The sequence below is a fragment of the Peribacillus huizhouensis genome, assembly GCF_014138605.1.
Classification (GTDB): domain Bacteria; phylum Bacillota; class Bacilli; order Bacillales; family DSM-1321; genus Peribacillus; species Peribacillus huizhouensis.
In genome coordinates this window covers 116959-140002 of the sequence record NZ_JACJHX010000013.1, presented here as the reverse complement: position 1 = coordinate 140002, position 23044 = coordinate 116959, and the positions used below count along the sequence as shown (strand labels likewise).

Below are 23044 nucleotides of genomic sequence, written 5' to 3'. Positions count from 1 at the left end.
ACGCTAACCTTTGAAGGGGATAATTATCAAGGGATTTTCCATGATGAAGAAATTCAATGGTTTCATCCTCAACCCCAAAATAACCTTGAAGGAGATGACCTTCTAGATTTGGAATCGAAAGTGTATGACTTAATAACTAACTACGTATATCAAGATTTTAAAGGAAAATCATTGTTCGAAAATCAAGTTCATGAATGTCATCAATAGACTAAATATATAAAAGGTGGGTATCTAAATGATGCCCACCCTTTTTCGCCTCGAAAAATCCATTTTAATAATAAACGACCCTTTCAATTGAAAAAGAAGTGTGTTCAGAAAAGGACGAGTTTTAGAACATAGATGGCATTTGTACTGCTTAAAAGATATACGTTGTTGTGAAATGAAATAATAAAGTCATTGAAGAATGTTCATCATGTTATTCCAAATTCGGGCCATTTTCTCGAACTAATTAATGTAAAAACGATAAAAAACATAAAAAGCGAATTCCTTTTGGCAAAGAATTCGCTTTTTTGCACTTCCCAATTTGTTTTTGATATGGTTTCAAGCTTAAATAAATAAAATATTATTAAGAACCTCCTTAGTATCAAAAAACTCATTTACTGAGAATACTGATTACGAAAAACCAAGTCCGAACTGCCAGGCCCTTACTAATTTAGCCATGTTAAGAAATTTAAAATGGTACACCATCAAGCGTTCCCATGTTGCCGTTAACAAAATTCTTCTCAGCCTTTGAGAGCTCTTCTTTACTCGTTGCAACAAATGGGCCGGAGAAGTATATTTTCCATGTAATTTTTTCACCACCTATTAAGGCAACAATCGCCTCATCTGATTGTTAATATATGGTAATTTTATTACCGGATGATAAAACTGCTAATTCTCCTGTTTGTATGTTTTTATTATCTACTATTAAGCGGCCTAAAACTCCGTAAAGCCCTAATTCAAAGCTTTCATTTACTTCAATTTCAATCGACGTATTTTTACTAAAGTTAATACTAGCGAGAACAATTGGCGATTCTGACTCAATAAGGCCATGAACACCATCAACTGTTCCTGTCAGTACTTTAATCGTAGCACCACTTTTCAATTGCTGGTATATCGTTGGATTTAAATGGTTTATAAGCAGATTCCATTTCAGATTTTTCCGGTGGTAATGCCGCCCATAATTGTAAGCCATGTCTTCCATCAAAAGGCTTTTCTGCATGTAATATCCCACTGCCTGCACGTATCCATTGTGAATCACTGTGCTCAAGAACATCTTTATAGCCTCTGCTATCACTGTGTTCCATTTTACCTTTGATCAGGTAGGTGTACCTACATGTGGGTGTGGCTTATCACCCCTATACCTCTTTTAGAGAATGATCAAGGAATACAAACGGGCCTAAGGATCGACGTTCAATTTGAGGTAGTGCTCTAAAAAGCGTCATATCACCATCGTTAATTACTTTTTGGCCTTTAATCATACTTTCAACCGTTCGCTGCAACGTTCATTCCTCCGTTCGTTGTGGTTGTGAATTTTCCCCATGAACTATCATTTCGCCGTCAATATTAAAATTCGCAACTTCGCCGCCTTCCAATGCATAATTCGTAACATTGTCGCCGTAAGTAACAATGTCACCATGAATGGTTAAATTTTCAATTTTTCCACCTGATTTAATACTTATTGCATTTGCTGCAAGCTCCGTTAATACGCCTTTAACTAAGGAATTACCTACAGCGCCATATGTTGTTACATTTTCTTTCACAGTCATATGTCCAATTGGTTTACTCACTTGTATGCCTATTGAACCATCACCATGAGTTGTAATGGATTTAAAAGTAATATTTTCAACCGTACCGTCATATTGGTTAAAGCCTCTAGCACCTACCCCATATGTAGTAATATCTTGTGCCATGAAGTCTTTTACTGTGCCAAAGTTCACGAATCCGATACCGCTTGGTCCATAAGAAACGATTGAATCATTGCTAACCCATTTTTCAACTTTGCCCCATGTATCCAGAACCATGTCGTTCACACCGTATGTCACAAGTTCACCATGATGTTCAATTGTTTTTGCCTCAACACCATAAACAATGAAAACAGCAGCGGTAATAATATCAGCTGTACCAAAGGGTAACATACCATTTGAATATACAGCATCTGTAGTTAATGTTTCCAAATATACTTTGCCACCTTTATCTCCAAAACCACAAACAAAAATGCCTGAACCAATAACAGGAGCATTAATAAAGCCCAAGCTGATATTTGTTAATTCGCAATAAATCCTACTGTTTTCATCAGAATTAAAATTGTATACCGTCAGTGCCCCTTGGTATACATTCACGCCATACTTTTGCGGTTGCTCACTGTAATGCCTGGAATCGCAAGAAGTAATGTGTATGTTATTTGCGATGAAATTGATCTTGTCTGTTCCCTGCCTAGAAATAATAGAAACCTGCCCTGTAATTTTCAAATTTTCAAGGTCAATATTTCCCATATCCCGAATACCGCACACCGTATATATGGCTCGGTTCGTTTGCTTTGTCATAACTGTTAGATTTGAGATGGTATTGTCGCGGGTCACACCAAAACCATCACTATTGTTAAAGCTCACCATACATGACTCATTACTTTTTCCTGTTAATTGGTAGCCTTCAGGTACCGTAATGGAATGAGGGGAAAGAATGGATGCTTCTATCTCCAAAACTTGTGGGATATTTTCCGATATGGCTTGTAGCAATTCTAAAAGTGTATTGACTTTTGTTTTTTTCATTTTACATTCTCCCTAAAATTTATTATCTGCAATAATCGACGTAAGGAAATTATTACGGCAGTATAAAAGAGGGACGTAGTCTAATGTAGGCTCGTCCCTCTTTCATTTATTACGGCCCTTCGCCCATTTATTACAGTGTTATTTTACTTGCTAACATCGCTCTGGGCTCCCATATAAGTCCCAATCACATTTTCGTAACCCGCCAGATGGCCAGCAAGTAGGGTATGTCGTTGCGCCAATCAGTTCGCTCGCCACGCTAAAACACGCATCAGCGCAGCGTTCGCGCCCTGTTCGCAATAGGTTCCGGAGGCATTTTGACGGCAAATACTTCATAACCCGCATTTACAGCAGAAAGTGCTGGGCAGGCCACGCACACATCGGTGACCACGCCCGCGATGATCAACTGCTTTCTGCCAGTCGCCTTAATAGCATTGACAAAGTCTTCGTTATCCCATGCGTTGATTTGGCCTGGGCGAGAGATCATCGGCGCATTTGGAGTAAGCTCGCTCGGTCAGCCCCTGCATTAATGGACCGTTTGGACCGTTATCGAAACTCGAAGTCAAGATAACAGGTAATCGAAAAATTTAGCGGTATTGGCCAAAGCCAGGACGTTATTCTTAAATTCATCAACACCGTAGTCACGTACGAGACCGGAGATAAGTCCCGTCTGGTGGTCGACTAGAAGTACGACGGCATCCTCTTTAGAAATACGTCGATAGAGATCCCAATTGTATTCCTCCTTTTAATAAGTAGAACATATTTAATCTTCCCTATAACCTACTATTTATTAATTAATGAAGTTTTGATTTATTTGAAGCTTTTTTTTGCACTTTTTCTTACCGGGTGTCTACTAGGATGTTTTATTTAGTTACAAGTGGTTTTAATTTCTGTTCAATTTGCTCTCTTTTTGATTCCAAGAATGGAGGGAGGGCAATATTCTTGCCTAAGTGGTCGACCGATTCGTCGATTGCGAATCCAGGACCATCTGTCGCAAGTTCAAAAAGGATCCCATTAGGTTCTCTAAAGTACAGAGAACGGAAATAATAACGGTCGACAAATCCAGAGTTAGGGAATCCGGCAACGTCAATTTTTTGAATCCACTTACGCAATTCTTCTTCATTATCCACTCGGAATGCCACATGATGGACACTCCCTCTACCAGAACGTTCCACTTGAAGGTCGCTGCGCTCTTCAAGGTGGATCTCTGAACCATTTCCACCTTCATCTGTTTCAAATACTAAAATATCTGGTTGCACTTCCACTTCCGACATATATTGTCTTGTTTGCTGTAACCTAAAACTTCGGTCAGGACATCGGCTGTTGGTGTCATATTACGGACAGTCAATTTAATCGGACCTAAACCGATAATCCCGTAATCAGTTGGAACTGGGCTTTTATCCCAAGGGTTACCGCCCTTAACACCTTTGTTTTTTCATCTGACAATGGTCACTGTTTCCTTCGATTGTAGAGCAACACAGGTAGAAAATGATCAAACTATTTTTCAGAAAATTTACACTAATTCACAAAGTGTGAAGCCATTTTAATCAGTCTTTTTTCAAAATGACTTCATTGCATTTACTGTTAAACGGGGTCTGTAAGGTATTTTTGATTAAACTTTATTACACTTTTCTGGAATAAGCAATTAGCTTATATTAATGAGAAAGACACCCTTAATTTCTTTTATTTTCAAAAAAGGGCCTGCCGACAAAATGCCGTTAGCTGGTAGGATCCACAAATAGGGTAACACCATGAAAATGCGGATTTACAACTAAAAAAATCCTCAATCGCCTGCCACGATTAAGGATTTCGAGTAATTTTTCTGTAAAAAGGAAGGCGAAATTCTTTCTTTCCCTTCACTAACCTAAATATTACTTATCAATCAAGATTAAAAGTTATTTATTTTTCCGTGGAAAATAAATATATATTCCAATTAAAGAAACAAGCAACACACCAATTAGTGAAGGTAAGCTAACTAAGGATGTTTTACTTCTTTCAAAAAATTGCCATATAGAATATGCAATACCTCCAAACATAACAATTAAAATTATTATCCTTAGCAAAAGTATTCTATTCATATTCCACCTAAATTCTAATTAAATTTTCCTACCAATAATAATAAGTACCTGGGATCTTCCACCAAGCTTTATGAGCTTTATCGTAATACCATACATATTGAATTAGCATCGATGCAAGCGAAAGTAATGGAACGCCCTTCGCGAATTTTCCTGCAATTTTTATTGCAGAGGCTACAGATATTTTAGTTCCTACTTTATTTGTGGCTCCAATCAATCCTAAACCCACAAAATCCCTTAATGACCTATTTCTAAAGCATGTAAAGTATCAACATTTCTTGTAAATGTATCAAAATTTGAATTATAGGAACTAGTTTTTTCTCCATAGTAGAAAACCTAGCCAGCCCTCCTCCATTTGAATATTTATAATATGCCATTTTGACACCAGAAGCTTTTACCCAATTAGCACTAGCAGCATAAGTAGCCTCATTAATTTTTGATTCAGCAGCAATTTCATCTATATTGATCTTTTGAGTATCGGTTACATTATTTATTAAACCCTTTACTGTTACTGTTAATTGGGATAAATGTATGAAATTAACAGGTTTGATATAATTTTCTTATTCAACTACCATGTAAGAACAAATATTTTCTTGCATTTTCTGTGGTGAAGCATAGCTTCATGGATGGCTATCGGGAGCTTTAGTTCAATAAGAAATGGTCAAACTTAAAGAACCATTTACTACAATCCATCTTTTTTCTCCAGATGGAATTTTTATTACATATACCTTTGTCACTCAAACCCCTCTCAATCTAATCAAATCACTAGATACGTTGTTTACTATGTAGGATTACTATTTTTATATTGTCAATAACAATATAAAAATAAAGGAGGATATATCATTAGTTACTTTATATCCGCCCTTAAATTATACTATTGTTTTTATTGTACCTCTGCCTTTTAACACATTAACTATCTCCTTTTTAAAAGTATACACAAACATTAGTTCTGTATTCGATTGAATTCGAATAAAGGTTTGCATGTAATAAATGAAAAAGGGCAGACACACATTATTTCAATTTCTTGAATATACTTGCTTTAAAGAAGGAGTGAGACAATTGTATGGACTTAAATGATAATTATATTATTATTCTTCTCAGAGAAATCTCAAATTTATTATTTAGTGGCAATATAACGGAAACTTTGGTTTTTGCAGCCCTGATCAGGACTGTAACTAACGATAGAATGGCAAGATATTTTTTCATTTTATTAATAATTGTCTTACGTATCACAAATTCGAGTGAGAATAATGTAACAACAAATGAGTCAACTAACGATACCGCAGCTACCTCTTCTTAGAAAACTTATAATCTCAATAGAGTAAGCATATTGGTACATAATTAAATTAAGACTTGTATCAAACAGCTTATCGTTGTAAATCCGCATTTTCCTGACGCTACCTTTGTTTTAAATAATCAACCATTTTTATAAACCTCCATGGTTCACCCTTGTGAATTTAAAAAAAGTCTTTTTCGTAAGTGTAGCTTTTGAACAATGTATGATAATTAAAACACATTAAAGATAACTTTTGAGTTGAATAGAATCCTTTAAGGGCGGAGAAGCACCTGCCAGACAAAGTGATGATGAGAAGAACTATAAATAAAGGACAAAAGGACGACCATCAATGGCCGTCCTTATTGTTATTTATTATTAAAAAAATCCACCGCAGAAGCTGGCTCCAATAATGATTAAGAGGATGAACAATACAATTAATAAGGCAAACCCTCCACCAAATCCGCAGCCGCCATCAACACCACAACCTGACATATATTTACAACTCCTTTTTTTAAGGAGATACTTACATGAGCTAATTTATTGTATGTTTAAAATAATGAAATGACATAAATATAAGCATGTTTATATGATGTGGTCAGGCTTTTATTATTTTTAATGAAGATAAGCTCATTCACTAAATTAATGCATAACATAGAAATGGGTATAGCCACAACTCCAGACAATCATAAGAGACACCAAGACCCCCAAATAAGGGGGTTTTTGTTTATATTGTTGCTTTTAAAGAAAGATTGATTAAATTAATACTAATACCCTTGATAACCTTTTTCATTAGTCTTGATAATTGATTCTTAATACCCCTTCTTTGAAGCCATCCGATTTAACAGAAATAATCGTATACTTAATTTCAAGCTCTTTGTTTAGAGAATGCAATAATACTAATTTGTTCACAAATTTACTTTCACTTGGTCTGATATTTTTAACTTCTAATTCTATAACATTATAATTGGCATCCTCATATTGAGTTTTTGCAATATACATATCAAATTCATTATTAAAACTGTTTATGTGAAATTCACTTTGATTATAATTAAGATTACTGTTTGGATTTTCAGCTTTCACTGGTGCTAGTATAGTCTTGTGGACACGACTAAGTTAAGTCAGTAAAATGTGCTTAAAGAAGGAGTGTCCGTAAGATGAAACAAAATTTTAATGATGAATTTAAAACGATGGTGGTCGAGTTGTATCGTTCTGGACGACCCGTTAAAGAGTTAAGCAGCGAATATGGCGTATCTGAAGTAACGATTTATAAATGGATTAAGAAATACTCTCCTATTGCGTCAATAGATGAAAAGGAAGTTACTCCAAATGATTTGAAGCAGATGCAGAAGGAAATGCTTCGTCTACAAGAGGAGAACGAAATCTTAAAAAAGGCTATGGCCATATTTGCGAGAAAATAAACGATGCAGAGCTGTTTGAGTTCATTGATGAACAAAAAAATGTCTTTCCTGTTCAATTACTTTGTAAGGTGCTTGGAGTGGCAAGAAGCTCATTTTACCAGTCCCATCACAAAGTGGAATCAAATGTAGCACGTGAAAAAGAGTACTTACCCAACAAATTAGCCAGATCCATGCAGATAGTAAAGGACGTTATGGGGCCCCTAAGATACACCAAACCCTTTTAACCAATGGGTTTGAACCGAGCCTTAATCGTGTTCAACGATTAATGAAAAAGGCTGGTATCCAGTCGAATATCCAAAAGAAATATAAACCTTATTCCTCTTCTAAAAACAAAGTGGAGGAACGCGAAAACGTATTGGAACAGGATTTTACTACGACAACGATTAATGAAAAATGGGTCGCGGACATTACGTATGTTCACGTTTTAAGGGATGGTTGGTGTTATTTAGCTTCGGTTATGGATCTACATTCAAAGAAAATTATTGGGTATTCTTTTTCACGAAAAATGACAACGGATATCGTAACAAAAGCATTAGAGAACGCTTACTCTACACAGAATCCATCAAAAGAACTCATTCTGCATACGGATTTAGGATCGCAATACACAAGTCAGGAATTCCAAGATTTACTAGACAAACGTCATATTATTCAATCTTTTAGTAAAAAAGGCTGCCCTTACGACAATGCTTGTATTGAATCCTTTCACGCAACATTAAAAAAAGAAGAAGCATATCAAACGAAATATGTGACGTTTGATCAAGCTAATCTAGCACTCTTTCAATATATTGAAGGCTGGTATAACAGAAAACGAATTCACGGTAGTATAGGATATAAAACACCTCAAACGATTGAAGAAGAGGCTAGAAAAATTGCTTAAAACTTAACTTTTTAGTGTCCAAAATATTGACGTAGATCCACACATTACTATCTGACTTAAACTTAAAAATGCTTTCAATAAAATTATACTCATCACCGATCATATCCAAATAGACTGGCATGTAATCGTCTTTCAGATAATCATCTCCATGAAAAACTCTAACTGATTTATCAATTATATTTTTATCTTGAACATCCCCTACATTTTGAATAACAATAGAGAGAACAAAACACATTTTTATTTTCTCTATAAAAATTAATGTAACTTCATATTGTAGCAATTTATATTTAAAAATGTTTATAAACTCATTTTTTGCTTTTTCTGTTTCCGTACCCTCATATTTGTAAATGTAATTTCCTAACACTCCTAACTTTTTCTCTTCCATTCACCTACTTTCAATAGTAACTGTATAAAAACAGTATATTTTAAAATGAAATTTTAGCCTACTTCTTCAATTAACTAACCCTTTAGTTTAAGGACATTCCTTAACAATCTCTTCTAATGGAGCTTTATAACAAAGATTGATTACATGCAACCTTTAAAGTCAAATTTTATAATAAACAAAGAAACCATTTTGAACTAAGATTGATCAAAATGAAGAGTTTCCTTTAAATTAAAAAGGATTAGATCGCGATTTTTTCCGTCAGTATCTGTTCAAGTTTTCTTTTCACTCGCTGGAGAGCATTATCAATCGACTTTACATGCGTGTTCAATTCTTCAGAAATTTCTACATATGAATGTCCTTTAATATAAAGGTCCATCACTCTTCTTTCCAATTCATTAAGCAATTTTGATATTTTTTTATCGATATCATGAAAGTTTTCTTGGTTTATGATTAATAATTCCGGATTCGTTATTTCTTGTTTAGAAATCATATCCATGAGCGTATAATTTGATTCATTATCGAAAATTGGCATATCCAGAGATATATAAGCATTTAGAGGACCATGCTTTTGACGATTAGCCATTTTGATCGCCGTTATAATTTGTCTTGTGATACAAAGATCAGCTAAAGATTTAAACGAGGTATTCATGTCTTCTTTAAAGTCACGAATAGCTTTATAAAGACCAATCATTCCCTCTTGAACTAGATCCTCTTTATCTGCACCAATTAAAAAGTATGGACGTGTTTTCATCTGAACGAAGTTCTGGTATTTATTAATTAAGAATGCCAGTGCTTCACTATCACCACTATGAACCTTCTTTACCAGTACTTTATCTTCTAAATCAGCATAATTTTCAACACTTTGATTTACCTCGATATTTACACTCACTCATATCCCTCCGCCAAACTTTACTGAATCTATTACTTAATCAATTGATATATTGTTTTTCCTATAAGAAAAATTTATCTAGGAATCTTGTTTATAAAAGTAATGCTGAATTAATCGATTTTATTTTTTTTGGATCTATCTATATACCGAATTACTAGTATAAAATATAATAAATGAAAGCGCTGTTAATTAAAGTCTTAAGTAAGTCTGTTTATTAAATAGCAATTCCAACCTCTTAGGTTCATTGAAATTGGACATCAAGGTATAAGAACATAACGGAATGTTTAACAGTAATAACGAGTTATACAAATAGTAATTCTTCTTATAATCATGATGGGTTATGCGCAATCGCTTGAACAACTTATATTTACTATATAAGGCTTTATTATTTATGGTTTTTTGAGGGCAATGACTGGTAGTGGTAAGGCTCGAAAAATTGTAGTTTTTGATGATTTTACTAATAGGAATTACTATTAATGTGGATCGGATCGATTTGTAAATTTTTGTTTGAATTTGGAAATAGATGTGTTAAGGGTGTAAAATAAAAGCGAATGTTCTGTTTGCATTATATCCATACCCCACAATCAAGGGACGTCAATGATCATGTGTGTTAAATATTCAAAATTATCAAATAATTTATATCATTGAAATAATGACCTTTTAGGAAAACCCCTAAAGATGAAAGGAGATTAAACTCATTGGAGAAATTTAAGAAACCTTCAATATTAATTACATTGGTCTATACATTTGTTTATTATTTGTTGATTATACTTTGGCCAACAAACCTATTAGGAATTGGATTAATTGCAATTTTGGGTCCATTGATTGCAATTACATTTATAGGTATAGCCAGTTATCATATAAAGGAAAAAGAAGAGAAAAGATTTTGGTTCATTCTCTGTCTCGCATTATTTAGTCAATTTATTGGGGAATTAATATGGAGATACCACCAATTTGTTTTAAAAGAGTACAACCCATTCCCAGGTTGGGATAATTTATTTTATGCCATGTTTAGTATTATATACAGTATTGCTGTAATTTATAAAATATTTACGAAAAAGGGGCAATATCGAACAATTCAACTTTTTTTTAATTCCTTTATATTTATGACTATATTAACAACAATTTCCTGGGTTTATATCTTAAAACCCCTTTTACATAATTCTGAAATATCCACTTTAAAACTCATTATCTCAGTAACTTATCCGGTAGCTATTTTAGGGGTTCTGTTTAGTATTGCGTTGCTTTTCTTTTTTAATAAAGGGATTTTTTCGCCTATAGTCATGTTTTTAAATGGTTTTGCAATGATTATTTACACCATTGTAGATTGTTTTTGGTTATTCTATTCAATTACTTCTACATTTGATCTTTTGTCACCTTTAAACCCAGTATGGAATTTCTGTCTATTATTAATAAGTATATCAAGTTTTTATTCTGTCAAAATGAAGGATAATCTATCACAAGAAAAAAAAGAGCATGAAAAACCGTTCTACAGACTGTTTAATATATTACCGTATTTTACTTTGCTAATTTTCATCATTCTTGGTATGACCAAAAAAGAAGATTACTCAAGTTTTTTAATAGGTGGAGCTTTTATTCTTTTATTTATAGTCATTCGACAAGTCATTACAATTTTTGAAAATGAATCCTTAGTTCGTCAACTTAAATGTAGAACAGAAGAACTCGAAGTGACCCAACTCGAACTGATTGAACTAAAAAATACTGCAGAGAAACAAAGCTGGATCAAAACAAAAATTGCTGAAATCGCTACGATGTATTCAGGGATATCTGATTTAAACTCTTTAGCAAATCTGTTCATATCAAAAGTCACGCCTATGGTTGAAGGATCTTATGGGGTTTTCTATATAAAAAATGAAGAAGGACCCGAAAGGATTTTCCAAAAAACGGCTGCTTATGCTTATAATCAACAGAACATTGGTGCAGAGAGCTTTCGTTTAGGAGAGGGGCTTGTGGGGCAGTGCGCATTAGAGAGTCGTATGATTCTGCTAGATCAATTGCCTGAGAATTATATTAAAATCACCTCTGGTCTTGGTAAAGCAACACCATCAGCCATTTTGATTATACCAGTGAAATTTGAAGGAGAAGTTTTAGCTGTTATTGAATTAGCTTCATTTAAATCTTTTAATACTGAAGAACAAATGCTGCTAAAAGAATTAATGGACAATCTCGGTGTCAATATAAACAGTATACTAAGAAATATGCAGTTTAAAAAGCTGCTCCAAGAGTCACAGGCTTTAGCAGAAGAACTGCAAAGCCACTCTGAAGAGCTTCAAACGCAGCAAGAAGAGTTAAAAACAGTTAATGAGCAACTTGAAGAACAAATTGAACAGTCTGAACAGAAGACAAGAGAGGTAGAGAAAGTAAAAAGCATTCTTGAAGAAAAAGCACAACAGTTATCCATTAGTTCTCAATATAAATCAGAATTTCTTGCTAATATGTCCCACGAGCTGCGCACACCGCTCAATAGCTTGCTGATTCTAGCCCAAATGCTAGCTGAAAATGCAGATGGAAACCTGACTTCAAAACAAGTCAATTATGCGGAAACTATTTTTTCTTCAGGTAACGATCTGTTACATTTAATAAATGACATTTTAGATATAGCAAAAGTGGAAGCAGGAAAAACGGAGATTATTTATAAAGATGTAAAACTTAGAGATGTGAAAGAGTTTGTAGAAGCACAGTTTACTCCTGTTGCCCGCAATAAAAAAATTCAATTTAACGTTCAACTCACTGCTGATTTACCGGAGATGATTAAAACTGATAACCAGCGATTACAGCAAATTTTGAAGAATTTATTATCAAATGCATTTAAATTTACTGAGCATGGTGCTGTATCTTTAACAATACAAAAAGTTGAAAAAGTGAGTTTTTACTCATTCAAATATAGAATTTGCTTTTTCCGTTAAGGATACAGGGATTGGCATTGCAGTAGAAAATCAGAACATTATCTTTGATGCATTTAAACAAGCGGACGGAACAATCAGCCGCAAATATGGCGGAACAGGATTAGGGCTTTCCATTAGCCGGGAACTCGCTCAATTATTAGGCGGTTTCATTGAAGTTGAAAGCATCGAAGGAAATGGAAGCACGTTTACCTTGTATTTGCCTAATTATCAAAACATGGTAAGTACGGAGTTATCCATGTCTGAAGTAGAGGCTGCTCCAGGGCTTTTTGAAGAATCAGGTCCCGAATCTGGCGCTGCTTTTGAGTTTCCATTACGGGCTGATGATACATGGAGACAGGCTCAAGGAAGGAAAGAATCACTAGAGGGGAAAAAAATACTAGTGGTGGATGACGATATGCGTAATATATTTGCGTTAACGACAGCACTTGAGAGTTATCAAGTTGAGGTAGTATTTGCAGAAAATGGAAATGAAAGTATTGCAGTTTTACAAGAGAACTCAGACATTGATTTGATTCTTATGGATATTATGATGCCTGAAATGGATGGATTTGAGGCGATTCGAGTTATACGTCAAATTCCTGAATTTCAAAATCTTCCTATCATTGCACTTACAGCTAAGGCAATGAAATATGATCGACAACAATGCATTGAGGCAGGTGCTTCTGATTATATTAGTAAACCAGTAAACTTAGAACAGCTATTCTCAATCATGAGGGTGTGGTTATACAGATAACCACATGTTTAATATGGTACTACAACATCAGTTCATGTATTTTGAGGTTCATTCCGAAAACTAAATAAGAAAGTGAACTACTGATCACTTAGCTACGCTTGAAGTGGGAGCTTCTTGGGAAGTAATTGATTTTATTAGCCACTTATATTTACCAAGCTATGACGGGAGTTCCTGCTTCTAAAAACTCAATCTTGTAGGTTGACTCACCATACAATGTACTGTTTGGTTATCGCTTTTCAGTCGTATAAGGCGATTGCACGTAGTAGACTACCTAAAACAACCTAGTATCTTCAGTTTTCAAAGAGCAATCTGTTTAAGTATAATTTTTTTAATATTTTGATACCAAAAATTCATCTCCCACTTACTTATTGGTACGCCCTTCACATACCTAGATGTGGTAGAATTCTTTTCGGAAACTTAGTAGTTTAAAAGGTAGATTCCTAAAACAATCTACCTTTTTTATGGTACATCCTGTGTAATGATAATAAAGTTGTTTAATTTTGAAGCTAAAAAAGCATTACACCGTCCGCAAATGTGGACGGTGTAAAAATAAAGTTGTTTAGTTTTTTCACAATTACTAAATAAGAACCCATGAATGTAACAATAAAGTCGTTTAAAAATCTAATATTTATGCCACAATCGCGCGCTTTAATGGAATTAACATTAAGTAGACCAATATATTTTTTCTTCTGTTTTATTTGTTATATGGAGTCCGATTTTCTCTAATACACGTATAGAAGAATATTATCTGGATTACAAGTTGCTACTACTTCTTTTACTTTACGTTGATATAGCCCCCACTTCACCAATGCTTTTCCCTTTTCAATTGCATAGCCATACCCTTGATAATTTTGGACAACGCTATAACCGATATCGATCATACCTTCTGCATTTGGACCACCTTTAAATCCCATATCTCCTATAATAAATTGATCTTTTTTATGAATTATAATTCCTTCACCTTCTGTTTCATCTTAAAATACATTAAATCTATTGATTTTATAAGGTACAATATCAAGGTAAACCTTCATCGGCAACTCATGAGCAGGTTGGAATGGAAGTTTTTTAAAATTATTTTCTAATATTCCTTCCATCATATCTTTTGAAAAGGTTACAAGTTTTAGTCTCTCTGTTTCTAAATAAGACAAGTCTAATGTAGAATTGAGCCCGATTGTTTATGCTCTCAAATGCTATGTCTTGTTTAGTAACGTTCCGTTCGTTGAAGAACTGTCCTAATACGCAAAAACTTCAAAGGTATTTAACTATTTTATTTTGAGGACACTTTTTTAAAACGCTCACATACAACTAACATATTTGGTGAAAATTCTTTATCGTATTCTTTTAATAATTGGGTAAAGAACTTTTCATGTGCATCCCACCAAAATTGATAATCTCCTTCACCTTCTGCTAAAGCGAATTCTTCTGTTACCTCATTCATTGGAACGACTTCAACGGATTGAATTTGAATAACTGCGACAGGGTCATCCTGACCATTTAAAACAATATAATATTCACCAGATTGAGGTAGGGCTTCTTTTTCTAACTCATAAAACACAAACCCTGAAGTTGTTGCTGTCTTCTTTCCTTCAACAACTAAATCAGCTAACCAATCAGGTGAAGATCCAAATTGAAAAGCATCTTTATATTCGTTCCCTTCCTTATGATTTGCTACGCAAAAATCATTCCAAAATTGTTGTACCTTATTCATGCATAATCATCCTTTGAAATAATATATTTCTTTCTTTCATTATCTTCCCTGATAATTCGATTACATTTTTTGATAATCCCACCTAAATATTAACATAAATAATTATACGGATTTCATTAAAAATGTGTTCAACAATCTGGCCCTATTCCCCTTTTTATAAAATATTCCTTAATGTACTTTTGGAAATTTCTGTTTCTTAAATACTAACATAAAACAGGATGTATTAGTCATAACGGGTTCACTTTTGAGGTGCAAACATTGCAAATCGCATCATATTTTTTGTCACTAATATCAATGGAATTCTCTGATTAAATAACATCAATAAACGCAAAGAAGGGATAGCTTAATGGCTATCCCATAAATTCTCTATCGACTACCTTTAATTATATAAATATGTTGTCTATTTTTATTGAGTGTCTTCGTCGCTTTTGTACTCCAAAATATCCCCTGGCTGACAATCCAAAGTCTTACATATCGCTTCTAATGTTGAAAAACGAACAGCTTTTGCTTTTCCATTTTTCAGAACAGAAATATTTGCCATAGTAATTCCAACCCTCTCCGAAAGCTCCGTTACGCTCATTTTTCGTTTTGCTAACATCACATCAATATTAATAATAATTGCCATATCCTCCACCTCAGACCGTCAAATCATTTTCTGATTTTATGTTAATCGCTTCTTTTAGAAGCCGTTGGAGGACAGCAGCAAAAACGGCGATAACCATAGAGGCGAAAATAATGACCAATCCGATTGGTATGAAACTTGGAGGGTCAACTCTCTTCCCCATGAGATAGTAGAGCGGCATACCTAGCAGATACAAGGTACTGATTGTGATGGCACAGTATTTTATATTCTTTAAAGCTTTTACCGATAATTCCGAGAACGCTTGGTTTTTATCAATATAGCTTAAAAGTTTAAAAGCCTGATACAGAGCAAAGTAAAAAGGAATCGCTGCTGCGTACATATCGATTAAAACGAGAGATTTCATATAAGCCATTTCTGGATACAATTCTCCAGCAAAATTCCCAATCTTAGGAACTAAAAATATGCATAAAGCAAGAATTGGGATTCCAATAAGAATAACAGCCATCTTCAAAAAGAGTGTTGTTCCTCGATTCATAAAGTGCACCTCACTTATTTAATGTCAGTTTTGACTTTACCATATAATTTATTGTTTTACAATAAATTAGTATTGTTTTTTATTATATTGTTATTGTTATTAAAATATCCTTTTAATTTTGACATAAATAAAAAGCATTTCTCATTACAAAGGAATGCTCTTACTTTAAAATGTTAAATTTACAACTTGTTCAACAAAACTTCCAACCTCTCTTGGTAATTTTGGATTGTCCTTTATGCTTACCTGATGTATTTTCCTTTAGACTAAGCCCAGCTAATTTGATAATCTGCTTTGGGTGGTAATAGTAACTTAAGTCTCCTACCTCTGAAAAAAAGCCTGCAACCGTGTCTTTCCCTATTCCCTTAATAGCCAACGTTTGTTCAACACCTGGAATTTGTTCAAGAAGTTTATCTATGTTAGATTCCAGTTCTTCGAACTTTTCATTTATAAGTTCATACTTGTCTATTAAAGTGCGAAGTTCTAATTTAGCCATATCAGAACCTTCCCGAATGCCAATTGGAGCAACTGCAACCTTCTTTAATTCTTTTATTTTACTGAGTCCCACTGCACGTTTAACAGCTTTTCGAAGATGTACTAATATCTCTTGTTCCCCCCACTCAATTAATTGAATGGGGGTTTTTATTAGTTTCACCTACTAGATCAAAGTCAAAAAACGCAAACTTGATATTCCTTTACTTTTCTAAGGGTATTTTAAGGTTCTTCTTCTTTTTCTTTAAACTCGAGAGGTTATGATAACAATACAAACATATGAAGTTATTTTGTTTACTATAATAGTTAATAAACCAGTTACGTAATGAGGTTTGTCCTCCCCTTCATCACTGAATTTATTTTCCATATTTATCACGAGCAATTTTTACTGCCATTTTCTTAGTATTATCATAAATCCAAGCTCCTACGATGGAAAACTAAAAGAAGCATCCGAATAATCCCTTATAAAAAAGCAGTTACAGCTTGATAGGTCAATAACAATCAAAATAAAAAAGTCAGAAAGCTAAAAAAATTCCTCTCTGACTTTTAATTTTCCATGTTTTTGGATGGTGCTTGACACCTTGTTTTCCTAAATTTCTTCCATTGAAAAAAGCAGAAATAATACTAACCTACATGTTTTTCTTTGGTAGAAGAGTCGAAAAAATAAAAAAGAACTTCCCATTAATTTTGAGGAGCATTGCCGAAAGTTAAATCTAAAACCTTTCCATCACCAAACAGATAGTCTTGTTCTTGTATCGTTTTTGTCAGTAATATATTCAATTTCTTTAAATCTACATTCTGATGCATTCATGTAAAGCATTTCGATTAGCTCTTTATTTTTGCAATAGATGCTGACGTAACAACTATCGACCACTAATAGAACAAGTTCACATGTACTCTCAATAAATTCTTCATATGTCCTAATATCAGAAAACTCACCTTTCCGATATGCTTGTAAGTCAGCGGAAATAATATAATGAATATTGTTTTCTATTAGATTTTTGAGCTCACCCCCCTCAATAACCTTTGTTTCAAATGAGAAAAGATTTTCATTTAATTGTCCATTTACTACTTTATATGACTCTCCACTGCCAATACACCAACAGAAAGTAGTAATGTCAATTGGTTTCAGTACATCTCCAAGTAAGGTACCGTGTTTATTTGGTATTTCAAAACTAATTCCTCTCTGCATAATAAAACAACTCCCAAATTTTTTTTAAATTAAACTGTTTATTGCTTCAGTATTTTTCAAGGTATTTTTTGTGTATGTCTTACTATAAACCTCAATTGATAAAATCATGGTACCAAGTGCCTGAGAACTATAAAATTTGTAAATGTGATTGGGACTTTACAGTTTCGAATATAAATTTTTAGCCGAACTATCCCCATTTAATCCATTCATGTCTATGAGGGACTTTGGGATGACGTTTTGCAATACCGAGATTAGTATAATCAATATCTACATCTGGCTTTCCGTCTTTATCATAGTATCTTCTTTCGCTAGTCCCCCTATAAGCACAACACCGCCAACTAAAAGTACAGCTTGCCCAACTCCTAGTACAAATAATAAGGTTCCTGCCACTGAAAAATGACCATTTGGATCAACATACATTACCGGGTTATTATTTGTTTAATTATGACCATTCAATGTGATGGTGTTAATCAAATCCCCTGCCACTGGATCAATAGATAAAAACAATCCATTATCAGGATTATAGTATCTTGCCATCAAATAATATAACTTCGTCTCTTCATCATAACGGTACCCTGCATATCAATATGGATTAACCTCAGCCATTTCTCCACTTTGTGACAGGATATTCCCCCACGCATCATAAGTATAAGAAGCAACCACATTACCATTACTATCAACTAAACCAAGAACATCTCTTCAACAATATACCAAGTTTCCCCACGAAATTACGTATTTAGTTTACCAACAGTGTAAAACTACACCTTCAATTTATGGATGTGTCTACCAATTGAGGTGCAGTTCAAATAAGTAACACACGTTTTACTTTCTTACTGAGAATTCTTTCATTGATTAAATTCCTTTTTCTATATAAACAAAAACATTAATTTACAAATTATTAAAATAATCCTTTAGATTATTCCAAACACTTTCAGTAACAAAAAACTGCTGAATTGCAGAATATACTTTACCATCTTTTGTTTTATATAATATAGACCATGAATCATACTTTCCAGGATCGTTTTTATCCTCAAGGAAATCCAGGTAATATACTTCATCTCCTATATTAAAATCACGACAGTCATCCCATGAGAAGGCTTTATGATGTTCGCTACCTGTAAATTCTTCAATAATAAAAATTTTATCTCCAACTTGAGATTCCATTATAACACTCAAATTATTCACCTCCCTTTTATTTATTGGGCTTAGTTTTTTAGGGAAGTTATTTTTTCCGTAATTAATCGCCCCTGTTTTTTTAGAATTAGGATTTACATTTGTGTGGTTTGCACCATTTCGCACATTTAATGATTTACCAATGGAAACATCAATGGTTCTAACCTGTGTTGTAGCAGCCTGAGTTTGTTTTGAAGTTAATGGAATAAAGACTGTTAACAGAAGTGTCAACGCATAAATGACTTTTAAAATAGTTTTGATCTTCATTAGTACCTCCGTAGAACTATTATTGGATTTTTACTAATTATAACAAAAATTCTATTAATTATTATAAATTTCGTATTGTTATAACATACATTTGCTAGTTAATAATGATATTCCTTATTTCACTAAACTCCCTCAATAAACAAACACTTATCTCTTAAATACGCAGTTTTTCTCTATATTACTACCTAACTTGCTTAACTATACAGATTTGATTAGAACGAAAAGAACACAATCAGACAGTTTACGAAGAAAATGAGCGCAAGAAACTAGCCAACCTTCGGTTAATTTCAAAAAGTTGGATAAATAGGTATGTACGCACCAATGGATGTCCACATATCTTACGGGGGTCTACCCTCCCAAGTCTCACAGAGTCTACGCTCCTACATTCCTTCGTTCAACCTTTCCATAAGGTGGATGTCGGTCATGCTGCTCTACAGGATCTATGTCCTTACGTTAGTTTCGTTGCCAACTAATCCCATGCTGATTTTGTCTGTTGATCTGTCTATCTATTTGTCAAAAGTCAGTTTTATATTGATTAAGATGCTATTGGTTCTTGAATAAATGCATGCATATGGGGGATATCCTTTAACATTTTCTCTTCCTGGAATACAGACTGTTTATTCCCGATAGAAAAGAGAATGCGTATGAGCTTATTACATAAAGCAATTAAAGACTGCATCTTTTTCAACGGATTGTCAGGTCTCGTTGTGTAATAATGATGTAGGGCTTTAAATGCTTTGTTCTTCGCTACTAGAATCATAGATGCCCGAAATAATAAAGCTCGTAATTTTTTACGACCACGTTTCGTTATTTTGGTCCTCCCTTTATGCTTACCTGATGTATTTTCTTTTAAGCTGAGTCCTGCCAGTTTGGTTATTTGACGAGGATGATTATATTCACTCAAATCGCCTACTTCAGCGAAGAAACCCGCCACTGTATCGCGTCCGATTCCTGTTATCTCTAACATTTGATCAACGCCTGGAATATCTTGAAGCAGTGTATCCAGAGTTTGGTCAAGCTCTTCGAACTTGGCTTGAATGAGTTCATACTTTTGAATTAACGCTCTCAATTCCATTTTAGCCATCATGGCGCCCTGACGAATGCCAATCGAGCGATTGGCTGCTTCCTTTAAGGCCTGAATCTTCTTTTCCCTATACTACGTTTCACTGCCTACCTAAGATATTCTAGTAATTCTTCGTCTGTATATCTCACAAGTTCATCCGGTAATGCTTCAAGCTTTAATAAATGAAGAGCTGCCTTTCCTTCCCAACTTTTAAAAACGGTAAAGAACTCTGGAAAGTATCGATCAATCCAGTTGTGTACCTGTCCCTGCACAATTTGTAAGTCTACATTTAATAAATCGCGTAATTTCTTAGCCACACGCAGTTCCGTGAAAACCCCTTGTGGTATTGTTGGTTCGGCTACCATCTTTAACTAGTTGTGCAATGACTTTTGCGTCTTTAACATCATTTTTTGTTGGGGAGTTATCGTCTAACTCCTTACTATATGCTTGACGTGTAAAGGGTTGACCGTTACGAATTTAATCTGTTCTTCCTTTAGAATATGAGCTAAATTAAGCCAATAATGACCTGTTGGCTCCATTCCAGTAATGACAGACTCCATTTCGCATGACTCTTTTATTTGATTAATCCAATTAATAAATGCGCTAAATCCTTCTTGGGTATTATCAAAAAAGCAAGTAGATCCTAGCTCCATTCCACGATAATCCTGTGCTCTAGCTACGTGATGATGTTTGGCAATATCAATACCAATTACTAAGGTTTTAGGTGTAATTTGAGCTATTTTATGATTTTGGTTATAATTCATAGTGAGACCTCCGAGTAGATGTTTTGTCCCTTTTAGCTGGCCAGCTCAGGACATATTCATCTTATCAAGAGGTCTTTTTTCGTTCAAATCTCATTTTCAGTTATTACAGGAATGCTGCCCCGTTAGCCATCCATGCAGCACAAAATCAGTGCTGCACCACAGAGTATGAAAATAGTTAGGAAGCGCCAATACTGATACTGACCTTAATCCAGTCAACCCATTCCAAAGATCAATGAATTGTAGCTCTTACCATTTTCTTAAACGATGGCTAAGGGGTCTCTATGGTATTGCCTTTTTTCGAAGTTAGAGAAGTTTATTTTCATGCTAGCTTAATAAGCTAGATTAAAAAACTCCTCTTATTTTATGAAGAAGAGTTTACATAATCACCCTTATAGGCATTGAAAAAGGATCTCCCAGTGAAGATCCTTTTAGCTGATTGTTTAATTAAAGCTCTCGATTGTGGAAGAAGGTTATTAGTTAGTTGCAATGAATATCCAAAGTGCTCATAAAAATATCCCAATTTATAATGATATAAATACTAATTCACTTTACGAAAATATTCTATAAAATAAAGTTAAATAATTACAAAAAGCAACTGCCTTCTGCATGGAGAACAAGGTTGAATACTGCGTAATAATTTCTTGAACACGCTTTACCTGTGTGTCACAATCAATAAGAGATACATACGCCGAATTTTTCATTGTATACACATACCTTTGCCACCAGCGTGGAAGAAAAGTTCAAACGCATTATATGAAATTACACAATTACAATTAAGGAGGATATATCATGAGGACTATGAAACTTGGAAAAAGTACTTTAGAGGTGCCGGTTGTTTCAGTCGGCTGTATGCGCATTAATTCTCTGGAAAAGGCCGAGGCTGAGCACTTTGTCCAAACAGCGCTTGAATTAGGTGCAAATTTCTTCGACCATGCTGATATTTATGGGGGTGGAACATGCGAGGAAATATTTGCTGAAGCCATCCATATGAACGATGATATTCGTGAAAAGATTTTTTTGCAATCTAAGTGCGGTATTCGAGAAGGGATGTTCGACTTTTCAAAAGAACATATTTTAGAATCAGTTGACGGAAGCTTAAAGAGATTAAATACAGATTACTTAGATATTCTGCTGCTACACCGTCCGGATACGTTGGTTGAACCAGAAGAAGTGGCAGAAGCTTTCGATATTCTTGAAAGTTCAGGAAAAGTTCGTCACTTTGGTGTTTCCAATCAGAACCCAATGCAGATCGAATTACTTATGAAGTCGGTGAAGCAAGCAATCGTTGCTAATCAACTTCAATTAAGTATTACCAATGCAAATATGATCTCTAATGGATTTAATGTAAACATGGAAAATGATTCTGCTGTGAACAGAGATGGTAGCATACTAGATTATTGCAGACTGAACGATATTACCATTCAGCCATGGTCCCCTTTCCAATATGGATTCTTTGATGGAGTATTCCTAGGTAACGACAAGTTTCCTGAATTGAATCAAAAGATTGATGAAGTTGCGAACAAATATGAAGTAAGCAACACAACCATCGCTATCGCGTGGTTATTGCGTCATCCAGCAAACATGCAACCGGTTATCGGTACGATGAATGAAGGCCGTTTAAAGGATTGCTGTAAGTCAAGTAATATCCTTCTTACTCGTGAGGAGTGGTATGGCATCTATCGTGCTGCAGGTAATGTACTGCCTTAATTTCCTTTTTCTATAAATAATTCCCAATATGAATAATAGATAGGCCATAGGGCCAACCTCCAATCTATCCTATACTATCAAACAATCTGGCCCGTTTGTTGAATAAGGTTTCTAAGGAACACATGAATACTCTATACAAATCTAGTTAACATAAAATGAATTATCGGCAATGAAAAGGATCTTCCCAGAAGATCCTTTTTTAGTTTAAGTACATTTAATTCACAAAATCATTATCT

Annotated in this window: 15 protein-coding genes and 9 pseudogenes; 4 read left to right on the top strand and 20 right to left on the bottom strand. The window is 34.3% G+C overall.

Going from position 1 to position 23044, the window contains the following annotated elements:
- Positions 1-207: pseudogene (locus HNP81_RS17840) on the top strand (hypothetical protein); the annotation flags it as partial.
- 463 nt (positions 208-670) lie between these two features.
- On the opposite strand, the gene HNP81_RS24745 reads toward HNP81_RS17840, so the two are convergent.
- The 9 genes and pseudogenes from HNP81_RS24745 to HNP81_RS17795 form a co-directional block, all read right to left on the bottom strand.
- Positions 671-817, bottom strand: a complete 147-nt coding sequence (locus HNP81_RS24745) for a pirin-like C-terminal cupin domain-containing protein (protein WP_182503504.1) — start codon at positions 815-817, stop codon at positions 671-673.
- 15 nt (positions 818-832) lie between these two features.
- Entirely contained in the window at positions 833-1201 is a 369-nt protein-coding gene (locus HNP81_RS17830; protein WP_246399425.1) for a hypothetical protein, read from the bottom strand.
- Positions 1202-1217: 16 nt separating this feature from the next.
- Positions 1218-1286: pseudogene (locus tag HNP81_RS24740) on the bottom strand (hypothetical protein); the annotation flags it as partial.
- 51 nt (positions 1287-1337) lie between these two features.
- Positions 1338-1481: a hypothetical protein gene (locus HNP81_RS17820; protein WP_154663994.1), complete on the bottom strand. Its 144-nt coding sequence runs from the start codon at positions 1479-1481 to the stop codon at positions 1338-1340.
- Between the two features lie 3 nt (positions 1482-1484).
- Positions 1485-2750 (bottom strand): hypothetical protein, encoded by a 1266-nt coding sequence (locus HNP81_RS17815; protein ID WP_182503485.1) that lies wholly within the window; start codon positions 2748-2750, stop codon positions 1485-1487.
- Between the two features lie 143 nt (positions 2751-2893).
- A pseudogene (locus HNP81_RS17810) lies at positions 2894-3459 on the bottom strand (isochorismatase family protein).
- Between the two features lie 151 nt (positions 3460-3610).
- A pseudogene (locus HNP81_RS17805) lies at positions 3611-4179 on the bottom strand (VOC family protein); the annotation flags it as partial.
- Positions 4180-4853: 674 nt separating this feature from the next.
- The gene (locus HNP81_RS17800; protein ID WP_182503484.1) at positions 4854-5039 is read right to left on the bottom strand and encodes a hypothetical protein; all 186 of its coding nucleotides are present in this window, start codon (positions 5037-5039) and stop codon (positions 4854-4856) included.
- Between the two features lie 1434 nt (positions 5040-6473).
- On the bottom strand, positions 6474-6590 hold the full coding sequence (locus HNP81_RS17795) for a YjcZ family sporulation protein (RefSeq protein ID WP_082675207.1): 117 nt from the start codon (positions 6588-6590) through the stop codon (positions 6474-6476).
- Positions 6591-7252: 662 nt separating this feature from the next.
- Between HNP81_RS17795 and HNP81_RS17790 the strand changes: the two are divergent.
- Positions 7253-8393 (top strand): annotated as a pseudogene (locus HNP81_RS17790) (IS3 family transposase).
- On the opposite strand, the gene HNP81_RS17785 reads toward HNP81_RS17790, so the two are convergent.
- Together HNP81_RS17785 and sigH are read right to left on the bottom strand one after the other, a co-directional pair.
- A complete protein-coding gene (locus HNP81_RS17785; protein WP_182503483.1) occupies positions 8377-8778 on the bottom strand; it encodes a hypothetical protein in 402 nt (133 codons plus the stop codon). The pseudogene HNP81_RS17790 and the gene HNP81_RS17785 overlap by 17 nt on opposite strands.
- Positions 8779-9016: 238 nt before the next feature.
- A complete protein-coding gene (gene sigH / locus HNP81_RS17780; protein WP_182503482.1) occupies positions 9017-9667 on the bottom strand; it encodes an RNA polymerase sporulation sigma factor SigH in 651 nt (216 codons plus the stop codon).
- Between the two features lie 698 nt (positions 9668-10365).
- Here sigH and HNP81_RS17775 point away from each other — a divergent pair.
- Positions 10366-13327: pseudogene (locus tag HNP81_RS17775) on the top strand (response regulator).
- 722 nt (positions 13328-14049) lie between these two features.
- Here HNP81_RS17775 and HNP81_RS17770 read toward each other — a convergent pair.
- The 9 genes and pseudogenes from HNP81_RS17770 to HNP81_RS17730 form a co-directional block, all read right to left on the bottom strand.
- Positions 14050-14277, bottom strand: a complete 228-nt coding sequence (locus HNP81_RS17770; RefSeq protein WP_376766765.1) for a GNAT family N-acetyltransferase — start codon at positions 14275-14277, stop codon at positions 14050-14052.
- Between the two features lie 317 nt (positions 14278-14594).
- On the bottom strand, positions 14595-15035 hold the full coding sequence (locus HNP81_RS17765) for an ASCH domain-containing protein (protein ID WP_028390967.1): 441 nt from the start codon (positions 15033-15035) through the stop codon (positions 14595-14597).
- A 406-nt stretch (positions 15036-15441) separates the two neighbouring features.
- The gene (locus HNP81_RS17760; RefSeq protein ID WP_028390966.1) at positions 15442-15660 is read right to left on the bottom strand and encodes a helix-turn-helix domain-containing protein; all 219 of its coding nucleotides are present in this window, start codon (positions 15658-15660) and stop codon (positions 15442-15444) included.
- Positions 15661-15670: 10 nt separating this feature from the next.
- Positions 15671-16153 carry a DUF2975 domain-containing protein gene (locus HNP81_RS17755; protein ID WP_028390965.1) on the bottom strand — a complete coding sequence of 161 codons (483 nt, stop codon included), beginning with the start codon at positions 16151-16153 and terminating at the stop codon, positions 15671-15673.
- 205 nt (positions 16154-16358) lie between these two features.
- A pseudogene (locus HNP81_RS24735) lies at positions 16359-16529 on the bottom strand (IS110 family transposase); the annotation flags it as partial.
- A gap of 840 nt (positions 16530-17369) precedes the next feature.
- Positions 17370-17834, bottom strand: a complete 465-nt coding sequence (locus tag HNP81_RS17745; RefSeq protein WP_182503481.1) for a DUF2691 family protein — start codon at positions 17832-17834, stop codon at positions 17370-17372.
- Positions 17835-18272: 438 nt separating this feature from the next.
- Positions 18273-18404 (bottom strand): annotated as a pseudogene (locus HNP81_RS24465) (RHS repeat-associated core domain-containing protein); the annotation flags it as partial.
- Between the two features lie 318 nt (positions 18405-18722).
- Positions 18723-19274 (bottom strand): hypothetical protein, encoded by a 552-nt coding sequence (locus HNP81_RS17735; RefSeq protein ID WP_182503480.1) that lies wholly within the window; start codon positions 19272-19274, stop codon positions 18723-18725.
- Positions 19275-19809: 535 nt separating this feature from the next.
- Positions 19810-21101, bottom strand: a pseudogene (locus HNP81_RS17730) (IS110 family RNA-guided transposase).
- A gap of 789 nt (positions 21102-21890) precedes the next feature.
- Here HNP81_RS17730 and HNP81_RS17725 point away from each other — a divergent pair.
- Positions 21891-22808: an aldo/keto reductase gene (locus HNP81_RS17725; RefSeq protein WP_182503479.1), complete on the top strand. Its 918-nt coding sequence runs from the start codon at positions 21891-21893 to the stop codon at positions 22806-22808.
- Positions 22809-23044 lie beyond the last annotated feature (236 nt).